Source organism: Niastella sp. (genome assembly GCF_045805085.1).
In the GTDB taxonomy this organism is placed as follows: domain Bacteria; phylum Bacteroidota; class Bacteroidia; order Chitinophagales; family Chitinophagaceae; genus Niastella.
This window is the reverse complement of the sequence record NZ_JBJMLX010000143.1, coordinates 1-19,987: the sequence shown is the minus strand read 5'-3', so window position 1 is coordinate 19,987 and position 19,987 is coordinate 1. Positions and strand designations below refer to the sequence as shown.

Here is a 19,987-nt window from a genome sequence, read left to right as displayed (position 1 = left end):
GTCAGCGGAAAGTTGTCAATAAAGTGACATCTTCAATAATTCAGAACGTATGTGGCTAACTATGCTGCATTGCTAATTTAATACGCCGCATGTAGAACTTACTATGCCGCATCCATAACGAACTATAGAACAACCTGATTTAACAATAGAACAACCTGACTTCACTATGCCGCAACCTGACTTCACTATGGAGCAACCAGGGTTAAATATGGGAAAACCCTATACAACATTGACCAATAAGTGCAAAACTATCATGCTATAGTCTTGTGCTTATATGCACAAGTTAAATACATATGTGCAATAGTACGGAACTGATGCTCCATAGTTGGTCATAGATGACCTATATATAATAATTGATGAAAAGAAATTCATTTTTGAAGTATATTAATGAATGACCGAAATCAATTTATTAATCATTTGCGCAAAATAGTTAGCAAACCTTTTTCTTTTTTTATGGATTTTTCTCGATTGTGCGTCTGGGTCGTATGATTGTACAATTCATCAGGATCCTGAAAAGATACCTCCTTACAACACTTGCTATATGGGGATTAATGACCACTTCAGTAAGCTGCCAGACGCTTGATACTTTAATAGATGTTGGTGGTTACCGGCTCTATTTTCACATCATAAAAGGAAATGGGATGCCGATCCTTTTTGAAGGCGGAGCAGGAGCCGATGTAACTGTTTGGGATAATTTTTTGAAGCCAATAGCTGATATTACACATACAACGCTCATTACTTATGACCGCGCCGGATTTGGGAAAAGCGAACTGGATACCAGTAACCACGACCTGGACAAACATGGAATTCTACAAGGTATACAAGGGCTGGAAACAGGTCTGAAAAAATTAGGCTATAACGGAAACCTCATGTTGATAGCACATTCCTACGGGGGCTTTTGTGCAACGCTCTATGCTGCCAGCCATCCTGATAAAGTAAAAGCAGCCGTGTACTTCGACGCCAATCATGTTTGCTGGTTTCAGGATACCTATGTTGATAGTGTCATGAAACTGAGAAAGGATGGTTGGGCGAATAATAAGCCAACCAACAATTGGGCAGATTACTACGCCGGCCTCAATCTCGAAAACACAGTGAAGCTCATGAGACGATCGCCTTTCCCGGCAACCATCCCTGTCATCGATCTGGTTTCGGAAAAGAACTTCCCTGATTCCATCTCGGCCGCCAGGTGGGCAGATTGTCACCGGCAATTTGGAACTGCCCAGCCCAACCGTCAGGCCATTACTGCTTATGGGTGCGGGCATTTTATTTTCAGGGATAACCAACCCCTTGCCATAAGCGCCATTGTAAAAGCGTATACCGGTGCACTGAGTAAAGGTCAGGGCGATGCCATATTGGATCGCTTTCTTATCTACAGTCTTGAAGGGATCAATGAGGAGCGGAGGAGGTTAATTCATGATGGAAAGTGAATAAAAACCTGATCTTTAATCAGTGTTTTCCTTGTATATTCACTTTATTAATTCCAATAAATTATGCATCCCTATATTGCTGAAAGAATATTATTCCTGAAGTATACGGAGGATGAGGTTAAAGAAGTGCATGTAGGCATTGGACAACCCTATCAAAATGAGGATGGTTCCTGGGCCTGCCCGATCCAATTAAAAGGTTTGTTCGAGAACCTGGCAGACGTTGGCGGGGAAGATTCTTTTCAGGCTTTAATGCTGGCCCAGAATTTAGCCAGGACACTCCTCAATGCCCTGGTTGAAAAAGGTTGGACCGTATATAGTTTTGCAGATAAGGAAGTAGATGTTGATACGCTTTTTAAGGTAGGCGTATAACATCATTGGATAGAGGCTGCTGTCTGTTTATTTTTTTATAAAACTGGTTGACACTACCGTACTTCCATTCCTGAACCGGAGAAAATAATTTCCTGCAGGTAAAGACTGGGTATTCAATATAGTGTTGTTTGCGCCTGTTGACAGTAATACCGTTTTTATTATACGTCCATCTGCTGCAATTATTTCCAGGCGGGCTGCTTCTTCAGCTGGTGCATGGTTTACAACCAGGGCACTGGTGGCCGGGTTAGGGTAGCAGCTGAATTTTCGATCATCGGCTGCTCTGACTGTTACTATCTTGCTAAACTGCGCTGAGCCATCCTTATCAATTGATTTTATTCGATAGTAGGCGATCCCGCTTAACGGATCATTGTCTGTATATTGGTACTGTTGTGTGCCAGACTGATCAATGGCCGGTACGGTTCCTGCTTTACTAAAAGAAACGCCGTCGGCACTTCGCTCTACATTGAAGAAGGCTGTATTTAATTCATTGCTGGTTATCCAGGATACCTGTACGGCTTTGGCAACCTGCTGCGCATTCACGGCAATAAATGTAAGCGGCACGGGCATCATTACCCCAGCGCTACTGAAACGCATGTCAGACAGATCCACGGCACGACTGTAATTGCTTCCATTCGTCCAGAAATACAGGCGCATGGTTTTGGGCGCTTTCCAGTTGCTGGCAGGATCAAAAACGGGGACCGTCACCTGAGGATAACCGGCATATTGAAAGGTAACACCATTGGCGGATACTGCTATGCTGATCGGTTGAACCGTAGTAAGCACGGGTTGTATAATTTCTGACTTGTCTGCCGCCAATGCTGTTTTGTTAGCCGTTGCGCTCATATATGGTACGCCATTGGTCCAGTATAAAGTGGGATAAAAGCGGGAAATGACCTTTCCTGCTGCATCCAGCACGTCAAAGTACACCCCTCCCTGGCCATCTGATGAATTGGCGTTGTTTCCTTCATAACTAATCTTTCCCATGATTGTCCATGTATCGGTGTTCTGGACGCCAAGGTCGCGATTTACAGTATAGATACCTGAAGCCTGTGCGTAGTTGGCTGTTACATCGGCCGGCTTCGTATAATCAAATGCTTTAGTACCTGATTTTACACTCCACCAGTCCAGGTAGGCTGGTCCGGAGTAATCCTCTACGACAGGGGTCCTTGTCCAGCCATACAGGTTGTTTTGCAATACCTGGTTGAAAGGCAGTCCATCCATCAGGTCAATTCCACCACTGGTATCAGGTGGGTTGGCGGGGATGAGACTGGCTGCTGGTATTATTTGTTTGGGTTGAGTGGGAGAGGACCAGGAAAGCGAGGTGTTACTGCCATTTGCTTCCAGCCGGATGAGATATTTTGTGCCTGCCGTAAGGCTGATGTTGCCCTGGCTCTCTGACTGGCTGGCTTTGGCCCAGTTGTCAATGATCAACTGGTTATTTACCCACAGCCTGGCGCCTTTATTCGTATTTACATAGAAGGTATAGGTTTCTGAAAAAGCGGGCAATACATATCCTTTCCAGCGTACCGACGAGGTCGCAGGTTGTTTAATTTCTGACGGTACGGAATTGTTGTTTACAGTAGCATCAACCCTTGTTTTGCGGAGATAGAAATTATTTAACTGGTTGTCGTCATAATAATGGCCTAATAATCCATTTTGATATGGTTGAACCGTAACCGGTATGGTTTGTTCCTGTATGGTATTAAGACCGCTTATCTTCCAGCGATGAAGGGCTGAGTGATGGCTTTCATCATTGTGATAGAGATACAGATTGCCGTTAGCGTCTTTTACAATATTGGCGGAAAAGACGTTCCCTGCCATCATGGGAGCTGCTATCTGCCCGGATACTTCAGGTCCGGTTACGCCAAACTGCCCAATAAAAAGCCCATCATCATATACCTGGTTCCATTTATTCACCTGGCTGTTTTTCCAGAACTCGCCATGGTAGTTCCAGAAAATATTCCGGTCTGACGCCAGCGCCACGCCACCCGGGTATTGTACCGTGTTGCCCACATCAAAGCTGCCATCAGCTGGAAAGGGGCCCTGATAAGAGGGGGTGGTACTTTTGGCGGTTCGCCAAAGCCATTTGTTTGTACCTGCTTTGATCCCACCCAGGTGATAGCCAAAACCATGTCCATTCTGGATAACATCTTTGTCGAACGAAACAACAATATTGCTGGAGGTAACGCCACCGGCCATGGGATAGGAGCCCCAGTCTACAGGATCTGCACCGGTTACAACGGGTGTGATGGCCAGCGTATCACCGGCGCCGCCAATATTCCATTGCGGGTTGTTGTCTGCATCAAAACCTTTCAGCGGATATTTCTGCCAGTAAGCAGGCCGGCCCAAACCGGCAATAGCATAGCGGGCCAGGGAGCCATCCGGCAATATTTGTACTGCCGCATTGGTCGAAATGCCGGTAAACCGTACGGGTCCTGACGCCGGTAATTCCACTACTTCCCAATTGGAGGTGGATAAATTTTGCAGCAAGCCATAGGTTCTTCCATTGCTGAGTGTAGTAACGTATTTAAAAATATTCACGATGAAGTCCTGGTAGTAATGGGCAGGAATGGAAGCCCGCCAGTTTCTTACCAATGTCCAGGAACCATTGTTGGGCGCAAGGGGTTTGGTGTAATCTATTTTAAATTCCAGGTATTCGGCAAATACCCGGGAGGCATTATTGGCATCCACGGCAATGCTGTAGTTATGCCGGAGAAACATCATCTGCTCCAGGTAATTGCGATTAGCTGAAAAATGTACTGTTCGGTAATTACCTATATCGCCTACCCAGAATGAACCATCGGATTGAAAGGCTATAAAGCTTTCATGAATGCTCCCGCTCACATCATTGAAATAAAATTTATCATTGGCCACATTCGGATTGGCCAGGTAACCACCTTGTTGCCCAAACGTCCAGGAGGGTGCGCCGGTAGTGTTGTCAAATGCTTTCAATTGCTGGCTGTTACCGGCATCTGCCACCACAAGGGTATTGCCGTCGGGTGAAACGGCCATACATACGGGATCTGCGAGCCCTGTAAGATGGAGCACCGGCGCAGACAGGCTGCCATCGGCCTGTACGGTAAATTGATTGGCAACAGTATTGCCATTCAATGTATAGATAACCCATAAATTATTATTGTTATCGGTAGCTAATCCCTGTGGGGCGGTCAGGGAGATCTTTTTCACCAGCGCGCCAGTGGTTTTGTTGAGCACATGCAGCTCGTTGAGTTGCTTATGGGAAACAAAAAGATAAGACCCGGTTTTTTGCACGGCCATACCTGAAATGGCTGCATTGGCATCGTTGATGATATTTATGGCCGATGGATAGGTTCTGCCATATACACAGGCCAGGGGGTTACCGTTGGTAAACAGGGCTTCGCCATCATCGGCTGTACGGGTGGCGTATACGAACCAGTTGGCATGATTGGGCGAAAACTGATCGTTACCACCATAATATACATTGATCCCATCTGTAGTCAGGAAGGTAGTGGCTTGTCCGGTACCGGAGGAAGGGAGCACATCGACTTTAACCTGGGGATTGGAAAGCAGGAATTTGGCCTGGCTGGGTGAGCCTTCATTGTAGCCTGTGGAGAAGTAGGCGCTGTTGCCGGAAATGGCCATGCCATATAAACGCTCGAAAAAGCGTTGCACTGTTGGGCCGGAAACAGCATCGGATGTATTGCCGATAACGCCTTCCCATTGGTATTTTACATTATTGGAAAGTACCCTGATATCATAGCTGGCAGCAGGGGCAAGGGTGCCGTCATCGAGGGTGCCATCCCAGTCAACCTTATGACTACCTGCAGTATAGGTAACGCCGCTCCATAAGGTTTTCTGTAACGTACCGTCTTTACTAAAAACGCCGGCACTGGTGGATGCACTGGCAGGGAGAGAAAAGGTGAAGGATACATTTGTTTGTGCTGGTGCTAAACTGGGTAGTAAAAGCAATAGCACATACAGCAGACAGTTTGGTAACTTCTGGTTCAACATAGGTTTGAATGTTTATGGTCTCTATCGTAAGCGTACTACGAAACACAAATATGAGACCATAAAATGTCCTATGTTTTAACGTTACCTGTCTCTACATGTGATAATAATGTGATTTTTACTCATTTGATTTAGCATAAAATAACGCTGAGGTATAACTCAGATATTTTTTAATTAACCGTTAAAAGAACCTTTTTATGCATATTTCACCGGGCCTGGGTCGGGCTGTACTTCTTTGGAGGTGGCTGGCAGTGGTTGGTTCAATCGCTTTTTTATTTCCCTGGTTTTTACCTTTATCAGGAATTCATACCAGGCAATATTGGCGCAATAGATAAATCCGGGCATCCCTTCTGTAAACCCAAGATTTACAAAATAGGCAAAACAGAAGCGGATGAGGGGCCAGCCCGGGAGTCTGCCCAGCCATGATTTTAAAGCGGGGTTCCGGATGCTGCCATGGGCGGAAAAAATTTTCCGGAATGGTGGCCGGTTATTTAAACGGGCTATGGCTTCCTGCCCTGAATACCTGTTATGCCGTTCCACCCAATGTGACCATCCTTTGGAAAAACCATAATGCAGGTAAGGTTCTTTTATATATTCTATATGGCCATGCAACAGTTTTTCTTTCTGCCCATGCCCAAAATCGGTAAATCGCGCCATTTCTCTTTTAAGCAGCCTGAACTGCCATTTAGGAAAGTTATCGCAATGTTTCAGCCACCGCCCTTCCAGCATCATTTTCCAGCAACAATAAAAGCCGGCAACGTCGTTACCGGCTTTTTTCACGGCTTCTACTATTGCTTCTCTGAAAGGTATGGTCACGATCTCATCGGCGTCAATAAAAAGTACCCACTCATTCACGAATGGGATATTATCGAGTGCATAGTTCCGTTGCCTGCCAAAGCTTTCAAAAGGATGTATCAACAGGTTGGCGCCCAGCTGCAGGGCTATAACACCCGTTTTATCTTTGCTTCCCGAGTCCAGCACATGCACATCATTGCACCAGTCAAGTGCCTGCAGACATGCGGACAGGTCGCGTTCTTCATTCATGGTAAGGATCACTACAGAGATCATTTTGTAAAATATTTACTGATTAACTAGTTGTTCAGCAGGCCGGTTTACTTTATCCCCTTTAGCCAGATGAGCTGCCAGGCGTACCGCAAATACCCCTAGTAAAAATGTGGGATTAGCCTGCCCCGAGGTTGGAAAGACCGAGCTGCTGCAAACGTATATATTACTGGTTCCCCACAATTTCAGGTTGGCATCAACCACCCCGTTTTCCGGAGTGCCGGCCATTCTGGTGGTGCCGCACTGGTGCAATCCATCCTTCGACATGTTGCGGATGGCATCGGGAAGGGTTGCAGGCGGGAACCAGTATTCCAGTTCCCCGCAACCCATGGCCCGGAGCTGTAAATCAAGCTCTTTATGCAGTTGAATGATTGAATCGATATCTGGTGTTGTAAGCCCGTATGAAATTTGAAGTGTTTCTCCATCACCGGCCAGCTTCATGCGGTTGCCGGAATAAGGGACCTGTTCGGCATGAAAATGCAATGCATACCGGTTTTGGGGGCTATATAAAAAAACGCCAGGCAGTTTACGTTTCAGACAATATCGCCTGAAAAATATGGAGGCTGGTATGAACAAGGAACCCGGCAGATCGCGCAGGATGTTCAGGAGATGTTTACCAATGCCGGTTTTTTTCCCGTTAGTTATTGAGTGGGCAATGGCAGGGGGGGCCAGTTTTTTACCCAGTATAGGCATAAGCATGGCCAGGTACATGAAAGACATGGCGCCACTCCGGTGTTGGGGATCGTAATAAAGCGGGTTATCGAGCCAGAAGGCTGTGTTCAACAAATTGTTTGCTTTCAGGAATGATGTGGAGAACTGGAATCGTCGCCTTAGATAAGTGCCATCCAGGTCGCGTAAAAAACCATAATCTGTTTTTCCGGGATCGCCGGTGAACCGTACTGATGCAATTTTACCTGACAGATGTCCCTGGTAATATCGTCCCAATGCAGGCGGTGTACATTCCAGGTTGCGAAATAACAGGGTATTGCGCAGCAGCAAACGGGTACTTTCCTGGGCGCCGGCTGCCAGTACAAACTGTGCGGCTTTTATCATTACCAGCTCTTCGCGGTGGCTGCCTGTCTGTACATACAGGCCGGCTACTGCTCCCTGTTTATCTGGCGGTGTAAAGTTCCTTGCTTCACAGCCTTGCATGATATGCAGATTGGTGATGCCAGCCATTTCCTTTGCATATCTTTTTCCAAAGCGGGTCGGCATGCTCCAGCGTTCGACTACAGTATCTTCCAGGATGTCGTTTTTTTTAAATTTTTCCGCAATGGGCCGCACCTCTATTCCCTGCATTTCGTTTAGGTTGAATAGTGGCCGGCCACATTCAAAATAACCGGCTGCCTGCTGCCGGAATTTTTTTACTTCTTCCCATATACCTGGTGGCCAGGTACATCCTTCGTTTAATACAGGGCGATCGGAAAAATCGATCTCATCATACATTACACAACGACCGCCCCAGGTAGCTGAACTGCCGCCCATTCCTTTGTTGGTGCAATCGTAAGGGGCATGATGGTTCAATGTATTCCTGATCTCTATGGAATCGTCAAGTCTGTTGGTACGGCCTTGCCGCTTTGATCCGAATTCAACCAGCACTACCTGCTTTACAGGATTGGTGCGTGCATATTCCAGCGCAAGAATGATCCCTGCCGGCCCCGCGCCAATGATGCAAAGGTCATATTTGTCAGGCTGTTCCTTGCTGTGCTTCTGTTGGGCGTGCACTTGTTGTCCGGTTCCCATATTGATGTTTTTTACTGTTGAAGGCAGTCTCTATCGCCTGCAGATATTTTGTCGCCACTTTATGTGGATGATGTTCTTCCAGGTGCGGTGGCGCTGCATCCCGCAGAAATTGGTCGAGTGCCGGATCTTCCATAACCCGGCGAATGCAATTCACCAGGCTGTCTATATCATTCCGTTTAAATGTAAGCCCGGCCTTGCCGATGGCTTCGGGCAATCCGCCACCGTCTGACCCTATAGGAAGACATCCACAGGCCATTCCTTCCAGCACTACATTCCCAAATGGTTCTTCCCAGGCCGATGGAACCAGGATATAACGATGCCGGTTAAGCATTTTTCGCAAAGGGCCGCCTTTTAATGCGCCTGTAAAAACAACCTCATCTTTTAACGAAAGACCGGCCACCTGTTGCTCGAGGTTTTGTTTTTCGGGACCATCACCAATGATGGTAAGGCACGGATAAGGACCGGCAATTCCTTTATCCTGTAGGATCTGCCGGATGCGGTAAATGGCTTCAATAGCCTGATTGGCGCCTTTGTCAGACACCAGCCGGCCCAGGAATACAAAATCAGCATCGCGCTGAACGGATGGGTCTAAGGCAAAATCTTCGGCCCTGTATGGATTCCGGATCACAACCGCGGCCGGCCAGCAGGCTTTTCTTATGGCATTGCTCACCGCAATTACGTGGGTGCTTCTTCCCAGCCACCCCTTTATTTTTATTTTGTCCCGAAGGGATGTTGTTCCATCTGCACGGGTGATCCAGGTATTGATGACAGTAACTGTAGGGCGTTTGTAAAGCATTCCGGGCCAGCCCAACCGAAAACAGGGGTTATTTTCAAAAACCAGGTCTGCCCACTGATGCGCCTGCAGCAATTGCCGGGTGCGCGGGTTCCTGGTTATGCGGTAGGGGAATGCCCGGTTTGTATTGTCGGGTGACCACGTAAGCAGGTGCACTTCATGACCAGCGGCTGTAAATGCTGCAGCCAGCAACTCTGAATTGCTTTCAATGCCCCCCACCTGCGGATAGTAATAATGTGAAAGAAATAATATTTTCAACGTAATGATTGTTGGCCAATGCTGTCGATAAACATGTTAGCGATCACCTGCAGGTCGATCTCTTGTCTGGCTTTCATGGCTGCATTTTTTGCAGCGGTCAACGCGTGTATACCCGGACTAAGCACAATGGCAGCACGAAGGTTTTTTGAGAAAAAGCCGATATCACTACTATTCTTACCTGCCTGCACAATAGGAGCGGCTACCGGTATCCCGTGATGAATAAATGCGGCTACACTTCCGCTTTTACCCAGTGCGTGCCGGGGAACCTGGGTAATGCCCAGGGAACAGTGTTGCAATGCGGCTGAAATGCCTTCAGGGTTCAGAAAACCTGTATAGGAAATTTTATTGAAAAGTCCCTTTTTATTGATGGTTTCCCCTGCCTCCCGCATCCTGGCAGGATTACCGCCGATGAGCCATAATTCGACACTGTTTCCAGCCGCCCTGGCATTGCAGCACAAGATCTCCATAAAAGATAAAATAGGTGCACTGGCTGCTGCCTGACTGAAGAAACCAATTCTTAATTCATTATTGTTTGGTGATGAAGGCTGATTAAACACATCTATATTGGAAAATAGTGGCAGCGGAAGAATGTGACCGGCCATTGCTTCCAGGTTATTCTGTGCAAGCGGAAGCTGGGTGTGAACGACTGCCGGGCGCATGGTGCTAATCATTCGCCTGATGATCTTTCGTTGAAAAGTGGCTGTCAGCCATCGCTTCCAGTCCATGCTGTTTTCCGTACCAACCCATATTTCATGAAACATGATGTGCAGTTGTCTTCCCTTTACCACTAATGTTATTAATTGCCTGGCAAGGTTAAATGGCAATCCCTGAGGACTAAAGGAATAAGGCACAAACTGCAGGCTTATCCATAAAGGCTCAAAGGCATCCGCCCATTCCCGTGCACGTCGGTAGCGGTCGATGTCGCCGGTATTGGCCGATATTCTTAATACGGGTATGGCCTTGTTTTCTGCTGGTTGGTCAACTACTATATCTTCAGCTATATAGGGATCGTATAAAGCAATAATAGACGATCTATGACCAAGAGACTGAATGGCGCCTGCCAGCCTTCTTGTATAATCGCCTACGCCGTCTTTGCCGGGTTCAAGGGCACCGCAGATAAACAGGATATTCATAATGTGCAGGGGATCAACCGGTATATTACCGTTAGGGATAATTGATACGATTTACAGGGAGGTTACAGGCATTGGTAGAAAATACCTTTCATTTTCTTTTTTAACGTATCCGTGTCAAGGGTAGCCAGGTAGTTGGTAGGCTCCCAACCATTGCCGGAAGGTTCAATAAAAGGATTGGTGAGATTCAGGTTCAGCCAGCCTTTTTCCATTCTGAAAATGGTATACCCTTTTCTGGTTAAAAATGCAGCTATCTCAGAGGGATAGGGCTCATGGTCCTCGTAAACAATATTGGTGATCTTTTTATTTTCAATGATCTGCTCAGCTCCTTTAAGAACGGTTAGTTCATGCCCCTCTACATCTATCTTAAGCACATTGATGGTAGCGCCAGGCTCAACCATATCATCCAGTTTACGCAGATCTATTTTGATGGCATTGGTTGAATGAGTGCCATTTTTTACATAGGCCACGCCCTGGTTATAAGTAAATGATTCAGGCAATTCCAGGTAGCCTTCTTTATTTGAATCTGATAAGGCGAAAGGGTAGAGCGTTGTGTTGGGATAATGGTTGTTCCGGATATTCCTGTTGAGCCTGGTAAGAATGATGGGGTTGGGCTCAAATGCCCATACTTTACCCTGCGAACCTGATCTATAGGAACAGAGACTGGTGATGAACCCGATATTGGCGCCTACATCCAGCACAAAATTACCAGGCTCGATCAGGCGCCACAGTGTTTCGCTTAATGCCAGATCATAGATCCTGGTGTTGTAAATGGAATTGCCAATGGTTTCCTGGGTGTCGATCTCTATTGAATGGCCCCACGGTGTTTTTTGGTTAATGATGCCCTGCCCGGGTTTGTTAAATAACTTCTTAACAACCGAGTGCAAACTGAAATAGTATTCAGGTCTCTTTATATAATGTATGATGCTTTTTTTGCTCCGGAAAACAGGCATTTTGCGGAGTATTTTACTTGATCCGGTTAATGTTTCGATTACGACTGACATAAATTTAATTCATTGACCTGTAAAATCAAATTACCTCAAGAAAGTTTTTGCGCTTTTTCACCATTCGCGCCGGGTTGCCGGCATATACGGTCCAGGGCTCCAGCTGCCTGGTTGCCAAACCGGCAGCGCCCAATACACTGCCTTCTCCACAATGAATGCCGGGCAGTACGATTGCTTTTGCTCCAATCCAAACATAAGGTTCCATTACTATTTCTTTTTTAATATAGGTAAAAGCTTCGCTGTTATAGTCGTGCGTGGCGCCGCAGATAAAGGCCTGTTGTGATAGTACGGTATGATGGCCCAGGCGAAGGCCACCCGGGTTATAGATCTCTGCACCGGGTCCTATTGCCACCGCTTCGCCTGTTTCAAGCAACCAGGGCGCCCATATTTTGCACGTTGGGTAAATGAAATTGTTGGGGCCTATTCTGGCGCCAAACAACCGCAGGAACCAGATCCGCCATTTATGCATGGGGTTGGGTGTCCATTTACAGAAAATGAACCATACCGTGCTCCAGCAATACCGCCTCAGTTTATTCGTAAAAGGGAACACCGGGCGTAAATAAGGATCAGGGCTATTTACATCGTGGTTCGAAAGCAATGTTATCATAATGGTATATTAGACGGCTGTTTAGCCGGTTTGTGATCGATACCTAATGCCCGCAACATTCGCTTGGTGGCCATTTCAACTGAAAATTGTCTTTCATAACATTGTTTGGCCCTTACCCCCATCAGCTGCTGTTGTTCAGTGCGCAGCGACATCCACCTGTTCAGTAATGACAGGGTCCCTGTTGCTGTATCATCTTCTGCCAGCCCTCCCTGCATTTCAATTACTTCGCGCCAGATATTCACTTTGTTGGAGATGAGTGCAGGCGTGCCACAGGCCAGGGCTTCTACCAGCGCCATCCCAAAGTTTTCCTGGTGGCTGGGCAGGATAAAGGCATCTGCACAATAAAAAGCGCCCCACCTGGCATCGCTATTGAGCATCCCGGGAAATGCAACCAGGAATTTTAACAACCGGGAGGTGGCAATAATTTTTTTTATTTTCTTACCATAGGGTGTATCCAATCCGGGTCCGGCAACTACCAGCATGGGGAATGGATAGTTTTCCGAAGTATTGTCTTCTGAATAATCAATGGCAATTTTATCATATGCTTCAAGCAACAGGTCAACACCTTTCTTTTCATCTATTCTTCCCAAAAAAAGCAGGTAATTTCTGTTTATTACTTCGGGGCATCTGTTCAGGAAAGCCTTTTGCATATTTTCAGTAAAAAGCGGAGGTTCCTGTACACCCAACCCTACTACTGCCGTATGCCTGGGTTTATAGGGCCTGAAAGGCTGGCTTGCCCGGGTTTGTTCTTCAAGGCTGGTGAACAGGATACCATTAGCTCCATTCACGAGTTTATTTTCAATGAATTTCCAATAACACCAGTTCCGGATGGCTTTTAACCTTCTTGCCTGTACGGCCTGAAACCAGGGATCAAGCATGCCATGTGGCATTACATACACTGCCGGTACCCAGGCTACTCTTTTTTTAAGTTCCCTGAATAATGTCTGCACGGCGTAACCATGATATTGCCATAGCCCGTGAACAATCACTATATCAAAGCGGAGATAATTTAATTTCAGCCAGGGTTTTAATTGAGGGGAATAATACCAGGCGCTTCTCCCTTCGCCAGGGGTATGAATAACGAATGCTTCTTCTTTAAGGAATGGCGCCTGTGGATTATCCAGGGTAATCACTTCATTGTAAAAGCCCAGATCCTGCAGTCCACCAACAATGGTGCGGATGGCCTGTGCCACCCCGCCAAGCCGGGGATCTAATTTACCTGCTATGTGAAGTATATTCATGCGGGTGGTGGTTGTAAAGCCTGTTGAAGTCGTGTTCATGTGCGGGCAATGTGTATTAAACGACAAACCCGTCTGACCGACTGAAATATTTTGCTTCTTTAGGAATGTCTGACAACATAGTTGCCGGTACACCGCCATATAATTTCCATGGTTCGGTATAGGGTTTATTCAGCAGCGATTTGGCGCCCAGCACCGAGTAGGGAGGCAGGTTACAACCTCCCAGTATTACAGCGTTTGTACCTACAAATGTGTACTCGCCTATATGGATAGGCGCACTGTGCTGCCGGTTCTCGAACAGGTCAATGGAATGAGTGAGCAATTGCGACTGGTAGCCGGCAATTGTTGCAAACCGGCCTATTGTAATCAGGTTGGTGCAATCGATATGGTGGTTCTTTGTGATAAAAGCATATTCGCCTACATCCAGCGCCGCCTTGCGGGTGGGTTGGTGGCTGAAGTGCTGGTGACGGTTGCTGCATTTGGTGGAAAGACCGGTGATCCAGTTTCCCCGGCCGATGCCTGAATGAGCGCCCATCGATATTTGATCGAGGTGGATGGCCACGGTAAAATGACCTATGGAAGCGCCTGCTTTCATTATCAGCTTGCCGGGAAATACCCAGGCCAGCCCGATCCTTGCGGCCGGGTGAATTTCAAAACCAAACAACCTGTTCAGCCACCTTCTTCTTAAGGGCCAGGGAAGAAAAAAGCTGACAATCTTTAACAGCATGCCGGGTAGTTTTTATTATGACAGGTGCAAATTCAAATAGGCGTGGGTCATTCTTGATACATTGAAACGTCTTGCGTTCTCAAATCCTTTTCCGATCAGTTCCTCCCGCGTTTTTTTGTTTTGGAGCGATAGGAATGCGTCGGCAAAATCTGTTGGGCTTACCGGGTCGGCGTGTAAAGCGGAACCGCCGCTTACTTCGGGCAGGGGATTCAGCGAACTGGCTATAACCGGAGCGCCGCATGCCTGGGCTTCAATAACAGGCCAGCCAAAACCTTCTGACAGGGATGGAAATACGAATGCGGCGCAGGTGCTGTAAAGCGCTACCAGGGTAATATGGTCAGGGCTTACCACAGAGGCGATCCGGTGCTTTAATCCTAAGGTGCCCGCATAGGTAATCAGTTCTTTTTCCAATGGCTCACCGGCGAAACAGATCGTACCATTCCACCGGCTGCCCAGCACCATCAGCATATCAATAAGCAACTTACGGTTCTTACGCGGTAAACCCGAGCCCACATGCAGCAGATAGGGATGCACCGGATCAATTCCTGCCTTCCTGAGTAGTGCACCGGCTTCTTCTTTGGGAAGGGGCCAAAAGTTGGCATTGAATGCATTATAGATCACCATCCAGTTCTTTGAATGATCTTTCGGATGAATATTGTCAAGTGCGCACAATTGCTGGTAAGTAGTCCAGGAAACAGCTGCCAGCTTGTGTGCATTGGTAAGGTTGTTGAGGATCCAGTTCTGCAAAATTCTGCCGGTTTTTGAGGCGCTTACACAGGCGTCTTCATAGCCAAGCGCACCGCGAATGGCCAATACATCATGGCAGGTGATAACAGTTCTGTGAACCGGCAACGGCTTCAGGTAATAGGAGTTGGAGTGATCGCAAATATGAAAATGAATATTTGCCGAATGATATTTTTTATGCAGCATGCGAATATGGAGGATAACAGGAAACAGGATCCATTTGTCTATATACCCCATCCATTTACCCGGGCCCGTGGTGGTTGATCTAAACAGTTTACCAAAGAAAACAACGGGCCGCCAGATGGTTGCAGTATGCCCTTCTTTTGATAAACCGGTAGCCAGCATATTCGCAAAGCGTTCCATGCTTTGCTGTTTATCTGGTACATAATTACCAATTAAAATGAAACGCATGGCTGGGATGTTTTTCTGGTTCCGAACGAAGCCGCCATCAATCCGCTGATCAGTATTGAAAAACCGAGTGCTGTCGGTTGGGCCCACCCGCCTTGCGCCAGATTCATTAAACCAAAGCTTGCCAGCATCCAGGGCAACAGATCGCCGGCAGTCATTTTTTGGTAGGCAGCTATTGCCATCCGGGCAGTTAATAAAACCCGGATGAGTATTACTGACAGTCCGGGTAAAGGTCCCATTTCGCCAATGAGCCTTCCCCATTCCCCTTCAGCTATCAGGAATACTTGTTTACCGGTTAACAGCTGGGCGCCTACGTTGGTGCCCATTCCCAGTCCATACCCAAAAAAAGGCTGGTCCCCCGACTGGGCAAGCGCTCCGAACATCCCGCCCATATAGCGATCAATGAGCACCCCCTGCAGCCCGCCTTCCACTTCATTGGCAGTATCAAAACGGGCACTGAACGCGCCGAACGCGGTCTGGAAAAGAGAAGTATTGCTTATCAGCGCCAACACAATTGTTCCGCCTATCAGTGCTACGATCATTTTGCTCATATATTTTGGCATGCGTGAAACTGCCAGTAAAGTAAATGCCAGCGTCAGGGCTACCTGAAAGAATAAACCCCGGCTTATGGAAAGCGGAATGGACGCGAACAGGGCCAGGGTGGCGCCTACCAGCAGCAGGCGGTTAATGAGTTTGGGATTGAGCCAGAAAAAAAAGACAAAGGCGCCCACGAGGTTGTAAAAGAGCGTTACCCCGTTTGTAAAGGAGAAGGTGCCGGGCGGACGCATGAAATTAAGTGCGCCCGGAAATCCCCCGCCGTCGGTGTCGCCGGCCATGCCTTTGTTTACTGTAGCAGTTTCCGGACTAAAGAATTGCAATGCGATCAACAGGGTCATCGGCAGGGAGATCAGCAGGGTTATCTTTCCCATTTGAATGACATCTTCCCGGGTAAATACAGCTGCAAAAACAAAGATCAGTGGAAAATGAAAAAGCAGGATGCGGGCGCCGAACAGGGCAACCATTGCATTGCCATGCCCCCAAAAAATGGTGGTGATGATACCCAGGACGGCTACAAATACCATGGCTGTCAGGAACCCGTTCCTGGGTAAGCGTCTTTCTCGCCAGCATAATAAAACCAGCCATAGGGCCACAGGATCACGCACTATCAGCAGTGGCATGGCCAATCCCGGCATCACCCATTTCCTGAGCGCACCTTCAAAGATCAAAAGAAAATAATACAGCCAGATGCCGGTCTTCAACCACTGTAATACGCGGCCCCTTTTGCGTTGTTGTGCATGTATTTCAAATTCAGCAAAAGCAGGTGTGTATGGTGCTGATAATGCTATCGCCATATTTTTTCCAGGTATATGCTGCTGCATGTAGTTTGGCTTTTATCCCCATTTCTATAATTGCTGCACGGTTATCGAGCAGCCAGTTCAGTTTTTCGGCTATCGTTTCGGGTGATCGGATAGGGATCAGAAAACCGGTACTGCCATCCTGCTTTATCAGGTCTTCCCCGCCGGTGTTGGGCGTAATGATCAGCGGTAGCCCCTGGCTCATAGCTTCCTGCATTACCAGGGCCCGGCCTTCCACAATAGAAGGAAGGCAAAATACGTCGCAGGATCTCATGAGCGCCAGTACCTGTGGGTTAGGCCTGCCTGCTTCATAAATGAAGTGGGGGCATTCTTTCCTGTAAAATTCCATAGGCGCTTCAGGCGATCCCATCACTACCAGTTCAATATCCCGCCTGTTAAGCAGGCGCATGGCTGTAAACAGATCACCCAAACCTTTCCGCTGGCTCATAGAACCCGCGAAAAGTACACGCAGCGGTTTTTTAAAATTTTTACGTGTTGGTTCTTCTTTGTCTGTTACCGGCATGGGCGATCCAAATGGAGCCATGATTATCTTTTTATTTTTTGCCCAGTCGGGCAAAGAATTTTCCACAAAAGAGCTGGGCCCTACTATAACATCAGCTAATTGAAGTTCCTGTGTTTTCCTTTCCAGTTTTTCCGGCGAATCCTGTATGCCGCCTTTTAGTGTAAGGGCCCAGCCCGGCAGCCGGAGCGCTTCTTCCTTTAATAGTCTCCGGGCGGTTTTCCAATAGGCAATGGGCAGATCATAGACACAGGTAAGGCCAAGTGCTTTGGCCTGCTTGAAAGTAGCAAGGGCGCCATCTTCATACGCATACACAAGGGAAACACCATGCTTGTGTGCCGATCTTTGGAGTCGTGCCGCCACCGCTTTATCAAATTCCCTGTATACACTGTCTATGCTTGCCCACCCAGTTTCATGACGAAGAAAATGATGCAGGCCTACCTTGGGAAATAGCATGCGCGCTATTTCCCGCCAGGGATGGGTGTGAACCTGATGCTGCCGGGCCGGAAAACTTCGTCTTAAGCATTCTGCCCTGATCCCTTTAGGTAACATTCGCAACCAGGCAGCCTGGGGATTGAATGAAAGGGTGGTATTGAATTCATGCAGGTAGCCTGCACCTGCCATGGCTGCAATAACCGCCCGTACATTCTGGTTGCCTGTAGCATGGGTAATTAGCATTTTCATATGAAGTCCCGAATTATTACTGATATCTTTTTATTGCATGCATCAACAACCTGCGTCCGTGCATTTTTTCGGAATGCCTTTCGTTGCCTGGTTGTAAATGGATCAATATTTTGAATACCAGGCATTCCAGTATTATTCTTGTTCTGAGCAGAAATTTCGTTACCCGCGGAAACAGCAGCAAGTGGTGTTTTTTTAGCAGTTTCCACCGGCTTTCATGGAATAACAGCACCCTTTTAAAATTTATTTTGTAAGAATTTCCGCCGCCGTGGCAGATCATGATCTCTTTGGTAAAAACCAGTTCCCATTTTGACCGGTGTATACGCATGCTGATGTCATTGTCGGCATCCAACACAGGGAAGTTGCTATCCAGGTAATTCAGATCTTCCATGCACTGCCTGGTAAAACTTACGGCGCAGGAATACGGCAATTTGTTTTTATTTCTCCAGAAGCGCAGAAAGCCCAGTTTGGATGCCAGCTGCTGACCTACTATCAGTTCGCCTGCTGATGGCTCGTACTGGTAATTGCCGGTATCTCTTCCCTTTTCGTCTAATGTTCCAAAACCGATACAACCGATGGTGTTATCGGCATTATACATGCTGAGGAGTTTTTCAATGAACGGCCCCAGGGGATAGGCATCCGAGTCGAGCAATACAATTATCCGTGAACCTGCTTTTTTGAGCCCATTGTTTACCGTACCTGTATAGCCCAGGTTTTTTGTGTTCCTGACAATTGTAACCACTTCATTGGGGAAGAAATAAGGATTGATGTCTGGTGAACAATCATCAACAACAATTATTTCCGCAATTCGGTCCCGGTCATACTGCAACAATGCATCTATATTACGCTTCAGCAGGTGCCATTGTCCATAAACGGGTATTACAACTGATACGCTTTCCATATAAGCAGGGTTTACATTTTCAGGATAACCATTGCTGGTACTTTTCTTCCAGTAACATAACCTGTCTTTTCCAGGTAAATTTTTTTGCAAAGCAGTGACCGTTAAAAGCCATCCTGGTTCTCAATGCTTCATCGCTTATCAAATTGTCGATGGCGTTGTACATTTCACCTACCTGGTTAAAGCCACAGATCTTCGCCTGGATGTTGTTTTTAAGGTTGCAGCCAATGCCGGTAGGGGTGGTAACCACCGCAATGCTGCAACTCATTGCTTCCAGGGTAGCAAGGCCAAAGCCTTCGGAGTAAGTAGGGAAGAAAAAAATTGACGAATGGCATAGTTTGCCTATCAGCTTTTCAACGGGTAGTTTGTTATAAATTTTAATTCTTGGATGTAATGATTCATGAAACTCTGATAAGATAATTTCCCTCGATGACCAGGCGCCCAATACTTCGAAACAGAAGTCAGGATGTTTATTCAGTATGGGTGTTATCACTTCGGGTATAATGTGCACGCCTTTCCTGCTTATCCATGAGCCGAAAAAAATGATGTTCTTTATTTTTTCCGCTGTAAATGGCAGTTGATGATATTCGTCATCTATACCGGGGGAAACGCAGGCTGCATTGTCTGCCTCGAACAGATTTTGTTTTGTAACATATTTTAATTCGTCATCGCAGCCACAAACGAATTTATCTGCCAGCCTGAAATTCATGGCAGAAAGGTTTTCATTAAAGCGGGATAACATTTTTTTTATCCCGGCGGGTTTTGCCCAGAAACGGCGTTCTTTTTCCTTGTCATATAATTCCAGGCCATCAACATGCGCCACCAGCAGGGGGGCGCTTTTTTTTATTTTTTTCAACCACCATAGTAACAACCAGTATTCATCGCCATAAAATTCTATGAGGTCGTACCTGCTTTTATTGATCAATTTTCTTGCTTTTAAAAACGTTCCCAATGCCAGGCGGTACCGCCTGCCTATTTTTAAACCGGGCCACCATTCAACATCTGCAGGTTGCAAGATGTCTACTTCATGACCAAG

At 46.9% G+C, this 19,987-nt stretch carries 16 protein-coding genes; 2 read left to right on the top strand and 14 right to left on the bottom strand.

Going from position 1 to position 19,987, the window contains the following annotated elements; genetic code table 11:
* Window positions 1-551: 551 nt before the first annotated feature.
* Complete coding sequence (locus tag ACJ751_RS07215) at window positions 552-1,427, top strand: alpha/beta fold hydrolase (RefSeq protein ID WP_407744731.1); 876 nt, start codon at window positions 552-554, stop codon at window positions 1,425-1,427.
* A 63-nt stretch (window positions 1,428-1,490) separates the two neighbouring features.
* Window positions 1,491-1,796, top strand: a complete 306-nt coding sequence (locus ACJ751_RS07210; protein WP_407744729.1) for a DUF6968 family protein — start codon at window positions 1,491-1,493, stop codon at window positions 1,794-1,796.
* A 27-nt stretch (window positions 1,797-1,823) separates the two neighbouring features.
* On the opposite strand, the gene ACJ751_RS07205 is transcribed toward ACJ751_RS07210, so the two are convergent.
* The 14 genes from ACJ751_RS07205 to ACJ751_RS07140 form a co-directional block, all read right to left on the bottom strand.
* The gene (locus ACJ751_RS07205; RefSeq protein ID WP_407744728.1) at window positions 1,824-5,786 is read right to left on the bottom strand and encodes a PA14 domain-containing protein; all 3,963 of its coding nucleotides are present in this window, start codon (window positions 5,784-5,786) and stop codon (window positions 1,824-1,826) included.
* 192 nt (window positions 5,787-5,978) lie between these two features.
* Window positions 5,979-6,851 carry a glycosyltransferase family 2 protein gene (locus ACJ751_RS07200; RefSeq protein WP_407744726.1) on the bottom strand — a complete coding sequence of 291 codons (873 nt, stop codon included), beginning with the start codon at window positions 6,849-6,851 and terminating at the stop codon, window positions 5,979-5,981.
* Window positions 6,852-6,863: 12 nt separating this feature from the next.
* Entirely contained in the window at window positions 6,864-8,588 is a 1,725-nt protein-coding gene (locus tag ACJ751_RS07195) for a GMC oxidoreductase (protein ID WP_407744724.1), read from the bottom strand.
* The gene (locus ACJ751_RS07190; RefSeq protein WP_407744723.1) at window positions 8,533-9,639 is read right to left on the bottom strand and encodes a glycosyltransferase family 4 protein; all 1,107 of its coding nucleotides are present in this window, start codon (window positions 9,637-9,639) and stop codon (window positions 8,533-8,535) included. Before ACJ751_RS07190 ends, ACJ751_RS07195 begins: the two co-directional genes overlap by 56 nt.
* Window positions 9,636-10,772, bottom strand: coding sequence for a hypothetical protein (locus ACJ751_RS07185; protein WP_407744722.1), 1,137 nt, complete (start codon window positions 10,770-10,772; stop codon window positions 9,636-9,638). The genes ACJ751_RS07190 and ACJ751_RS07185 overlap by 4 nt, the downstream gene beginning before the upstream one ends.
* A gap of 62 nt (window positions 10,773-10,834) precedes the next feature.
* On the bottom strand, window positions 10,835-11,773 hold the full coding sequence (locus tag ACJ751_RS07180) for an FkbM family methyltransferase (RefSeq protein ID WP_407744721.1): 939 nt from the start codon (window positions 11,771-11,773) through the stop codon (window positions 10,835-10,837).
* A gap of 25 nt (window positions 11,774-11,798) precedes the next feature.
* Window positions 11,799-12,380, bottom strand: a complete 582-nt coding sequence (locus ACJ751_RS07175) for a hypothetical protein (RefSeq protein ID WP_407744719.1) — start codon at window positions 12,378-12,380, stop codon at window positions 11,799-11,801.
* On the bottom strand, window positions 12,377-13,660 hold the full coding sequence (locus ACJ751_RS07170) for a glycosyltransferase (protein WP_407744717.1): 1,284 nt from the start codon (window positions 13,658-13,660) through the stop codon (window positions 12,377-12,379). Before ACJ751_RS07170 ends, ACJ751_RS07175 begins: the two co-directional genes overlap by 4 nt.
* Window positions 13,661-13,676: 16 nt before the next feature.
* Window positions 13,677-14,345, bottom strand: a complete 669-nt coding sequence (locus ACJ751_RS07165) for an acyltransferase (protein ID WP_407744716.1) — start codon at window positions 14,343-14,345, stop codon at window positions 13,677-13,679.
* A gap of 15 nt (window positions 14,346-14,360) precedes the next feature.
* Window positions 14,361-15,500 carry a glycosyltransferase gene (locus tag ACJ751_RS07160; protein WP_407744714.1) on the bottom strand — a complete coding sequence of 380 codons (1,140 nt, stop codon included), beginning with the start codon at window positions 15,498-15,500 and terminating at the stop codon, window positions 14,361-14,363.
* The gene (locus ACJ751_RS07155) at window positions 15,485-16,849 is read right to left on the bottom strand and encodes a hypothetical protein (protein WP_407744713.1); all 1,365 of its coding nucleotides are present in this window, start codon (window positions 16,847-16,849) and stop codon (window positions 15,485-15,487) included. The genes ACJ751_RS07160 and ACJ751_RS07155 overlap by 16 nt, the downstream gene beginning before the upstream one ends.
* Complete coding sequence (locus ACJ751_RS07150; protein ID WP_407744712.1) at window positions 16,806-18,056, bottom strand: glycosyltransferase family 4 protein; 1,251 nt, start codon at window positions 18,054-18,056, stop codon at window positions 16,806-16,808. Before ACJ751_RS07150 ends, ACJ751_RS07155 begins: the two co-directional genes overlap by 44 nt.
* Before the next feature lie 16 nt (window positions 18,057-18,072).
* A complete protein-coding gene (locus tag ACJ751_RS07145; protein WP_407744710.1) occupies window positions 18,073-18,954 on the bottom strand; it encodes a glycosyltransferase family 2 protein in 882 nt (293 codons plus the stop codon).
* A gap of 19 nt (window positions 18,955-18,973) precedes the next feature.
* A partial coding sequence (locus ACJ751_RS07140) for a glycosyltransferase family 4 protein (RefSeq protein ID WP_407744708.1) occupies window positions 18,974-19,987 on the bottom strand: 1,014 nt, incomplete at its 5' end.

Bases quoted from the DNA above. Each gene is read 5' to 3' on its own strand.
- ACJ751_RS07215 (WP_407744731.1), top strand. From the start codon at position 552: ATGACCACTTCAGTAAGCTGCCAGACGCTTGATACTTTAATAGATGTT.
- ACJ751_RS07210 (WP_407744729.1), top strand. From the start codon at position 1,491: ATGCATCCCTATATTGCTGAAAGAATATTATTCCTGAAGTATACGGAG.
- ACJ751_RS07205 (WP_407744728.1), bottom strand. From the start codon at position 5,786: ATGTTGAACCAGAAGTTACCAAACTGTCTGCTGTATGTGCTATTGCTT.
- ACJ751_RS07200 (WP_407744726.1), bottom strand. From the start codon at position 6,851: ATGATCTCTGTAGTGATCCTTACCATGAATGAAGAACGCGACCTGTCC.
- ACJ751_RS07195 (WP_407744724.1), bottom strand. From the start codon at position 8,588: ATGGGAACCGGACAACAAGTGCACGCCCAACAGAAGCACAGCAAGGAA.
- ACJ751_RS07185 (WP_407744722.1), bottom strand. From the start codon at position 10,772: ATGAATATCCTGTTTATCTGCGGTGCCCTTGAACCCGGCAAAGACGGC.
- ACJ751_RS07180 (WP_407744721.1), bottom strand. From the start codon at position 11,773: ATGTCAGTCGTAATCGAAACATTAACCGGATCAAGTAAAATACTCCGC.
- ACJ751_RS07175 (WP_407744719.1), bottom strand. From the start codon at position 12,380: ATGATAACATTGCTTTCGAACCACGATGTAAATAGCCCTGATCCTTAT.
- ACJ751_RS07170 (WP_407744717.1), bottom strand. From the start codon at position 13,660: ATGAACACGACTTCAACAGGCTTTACAACCACCACCCGCATGAATATA.
- ACJ751_RS07165 (WP_407744716.1), bottom strand. From the start codon at position 14,345: ATGCTGTTAAAGATTGTCAGCTTTTTTCTTCCCTGGCCCTTAAGAAGA.
- ACJ751_RS07160 (WP_407744714.1), bottom strand. From the start codon at position 15,500: ATGCGTTTCATTTTAATTGGTAATTATGTACCAGATAAACAGCAAAGC.
- ACJ751_RS07155 (WP_407744713.1), bottom strand. From the start codon at position 16,849: ATGGCGATAGCATTATCAGCACCATACACACCTGCTTTTGCTGAATTT.
- ACJ751_RS07150 (WP_407744712.1), bottom strand. From the start codon at position 18,056: ATGAAAATGCTAATTACCCATGCTACAGGCAACCAGAATGTACGGGCG.
- ACJ751_RS07145 (WP_407744710.1), bottom strand. From the start codon at position 18,954: ATGGAAAGCGTATCAGTTGTAATACCCGTTTATGGACAATGGCACCTG.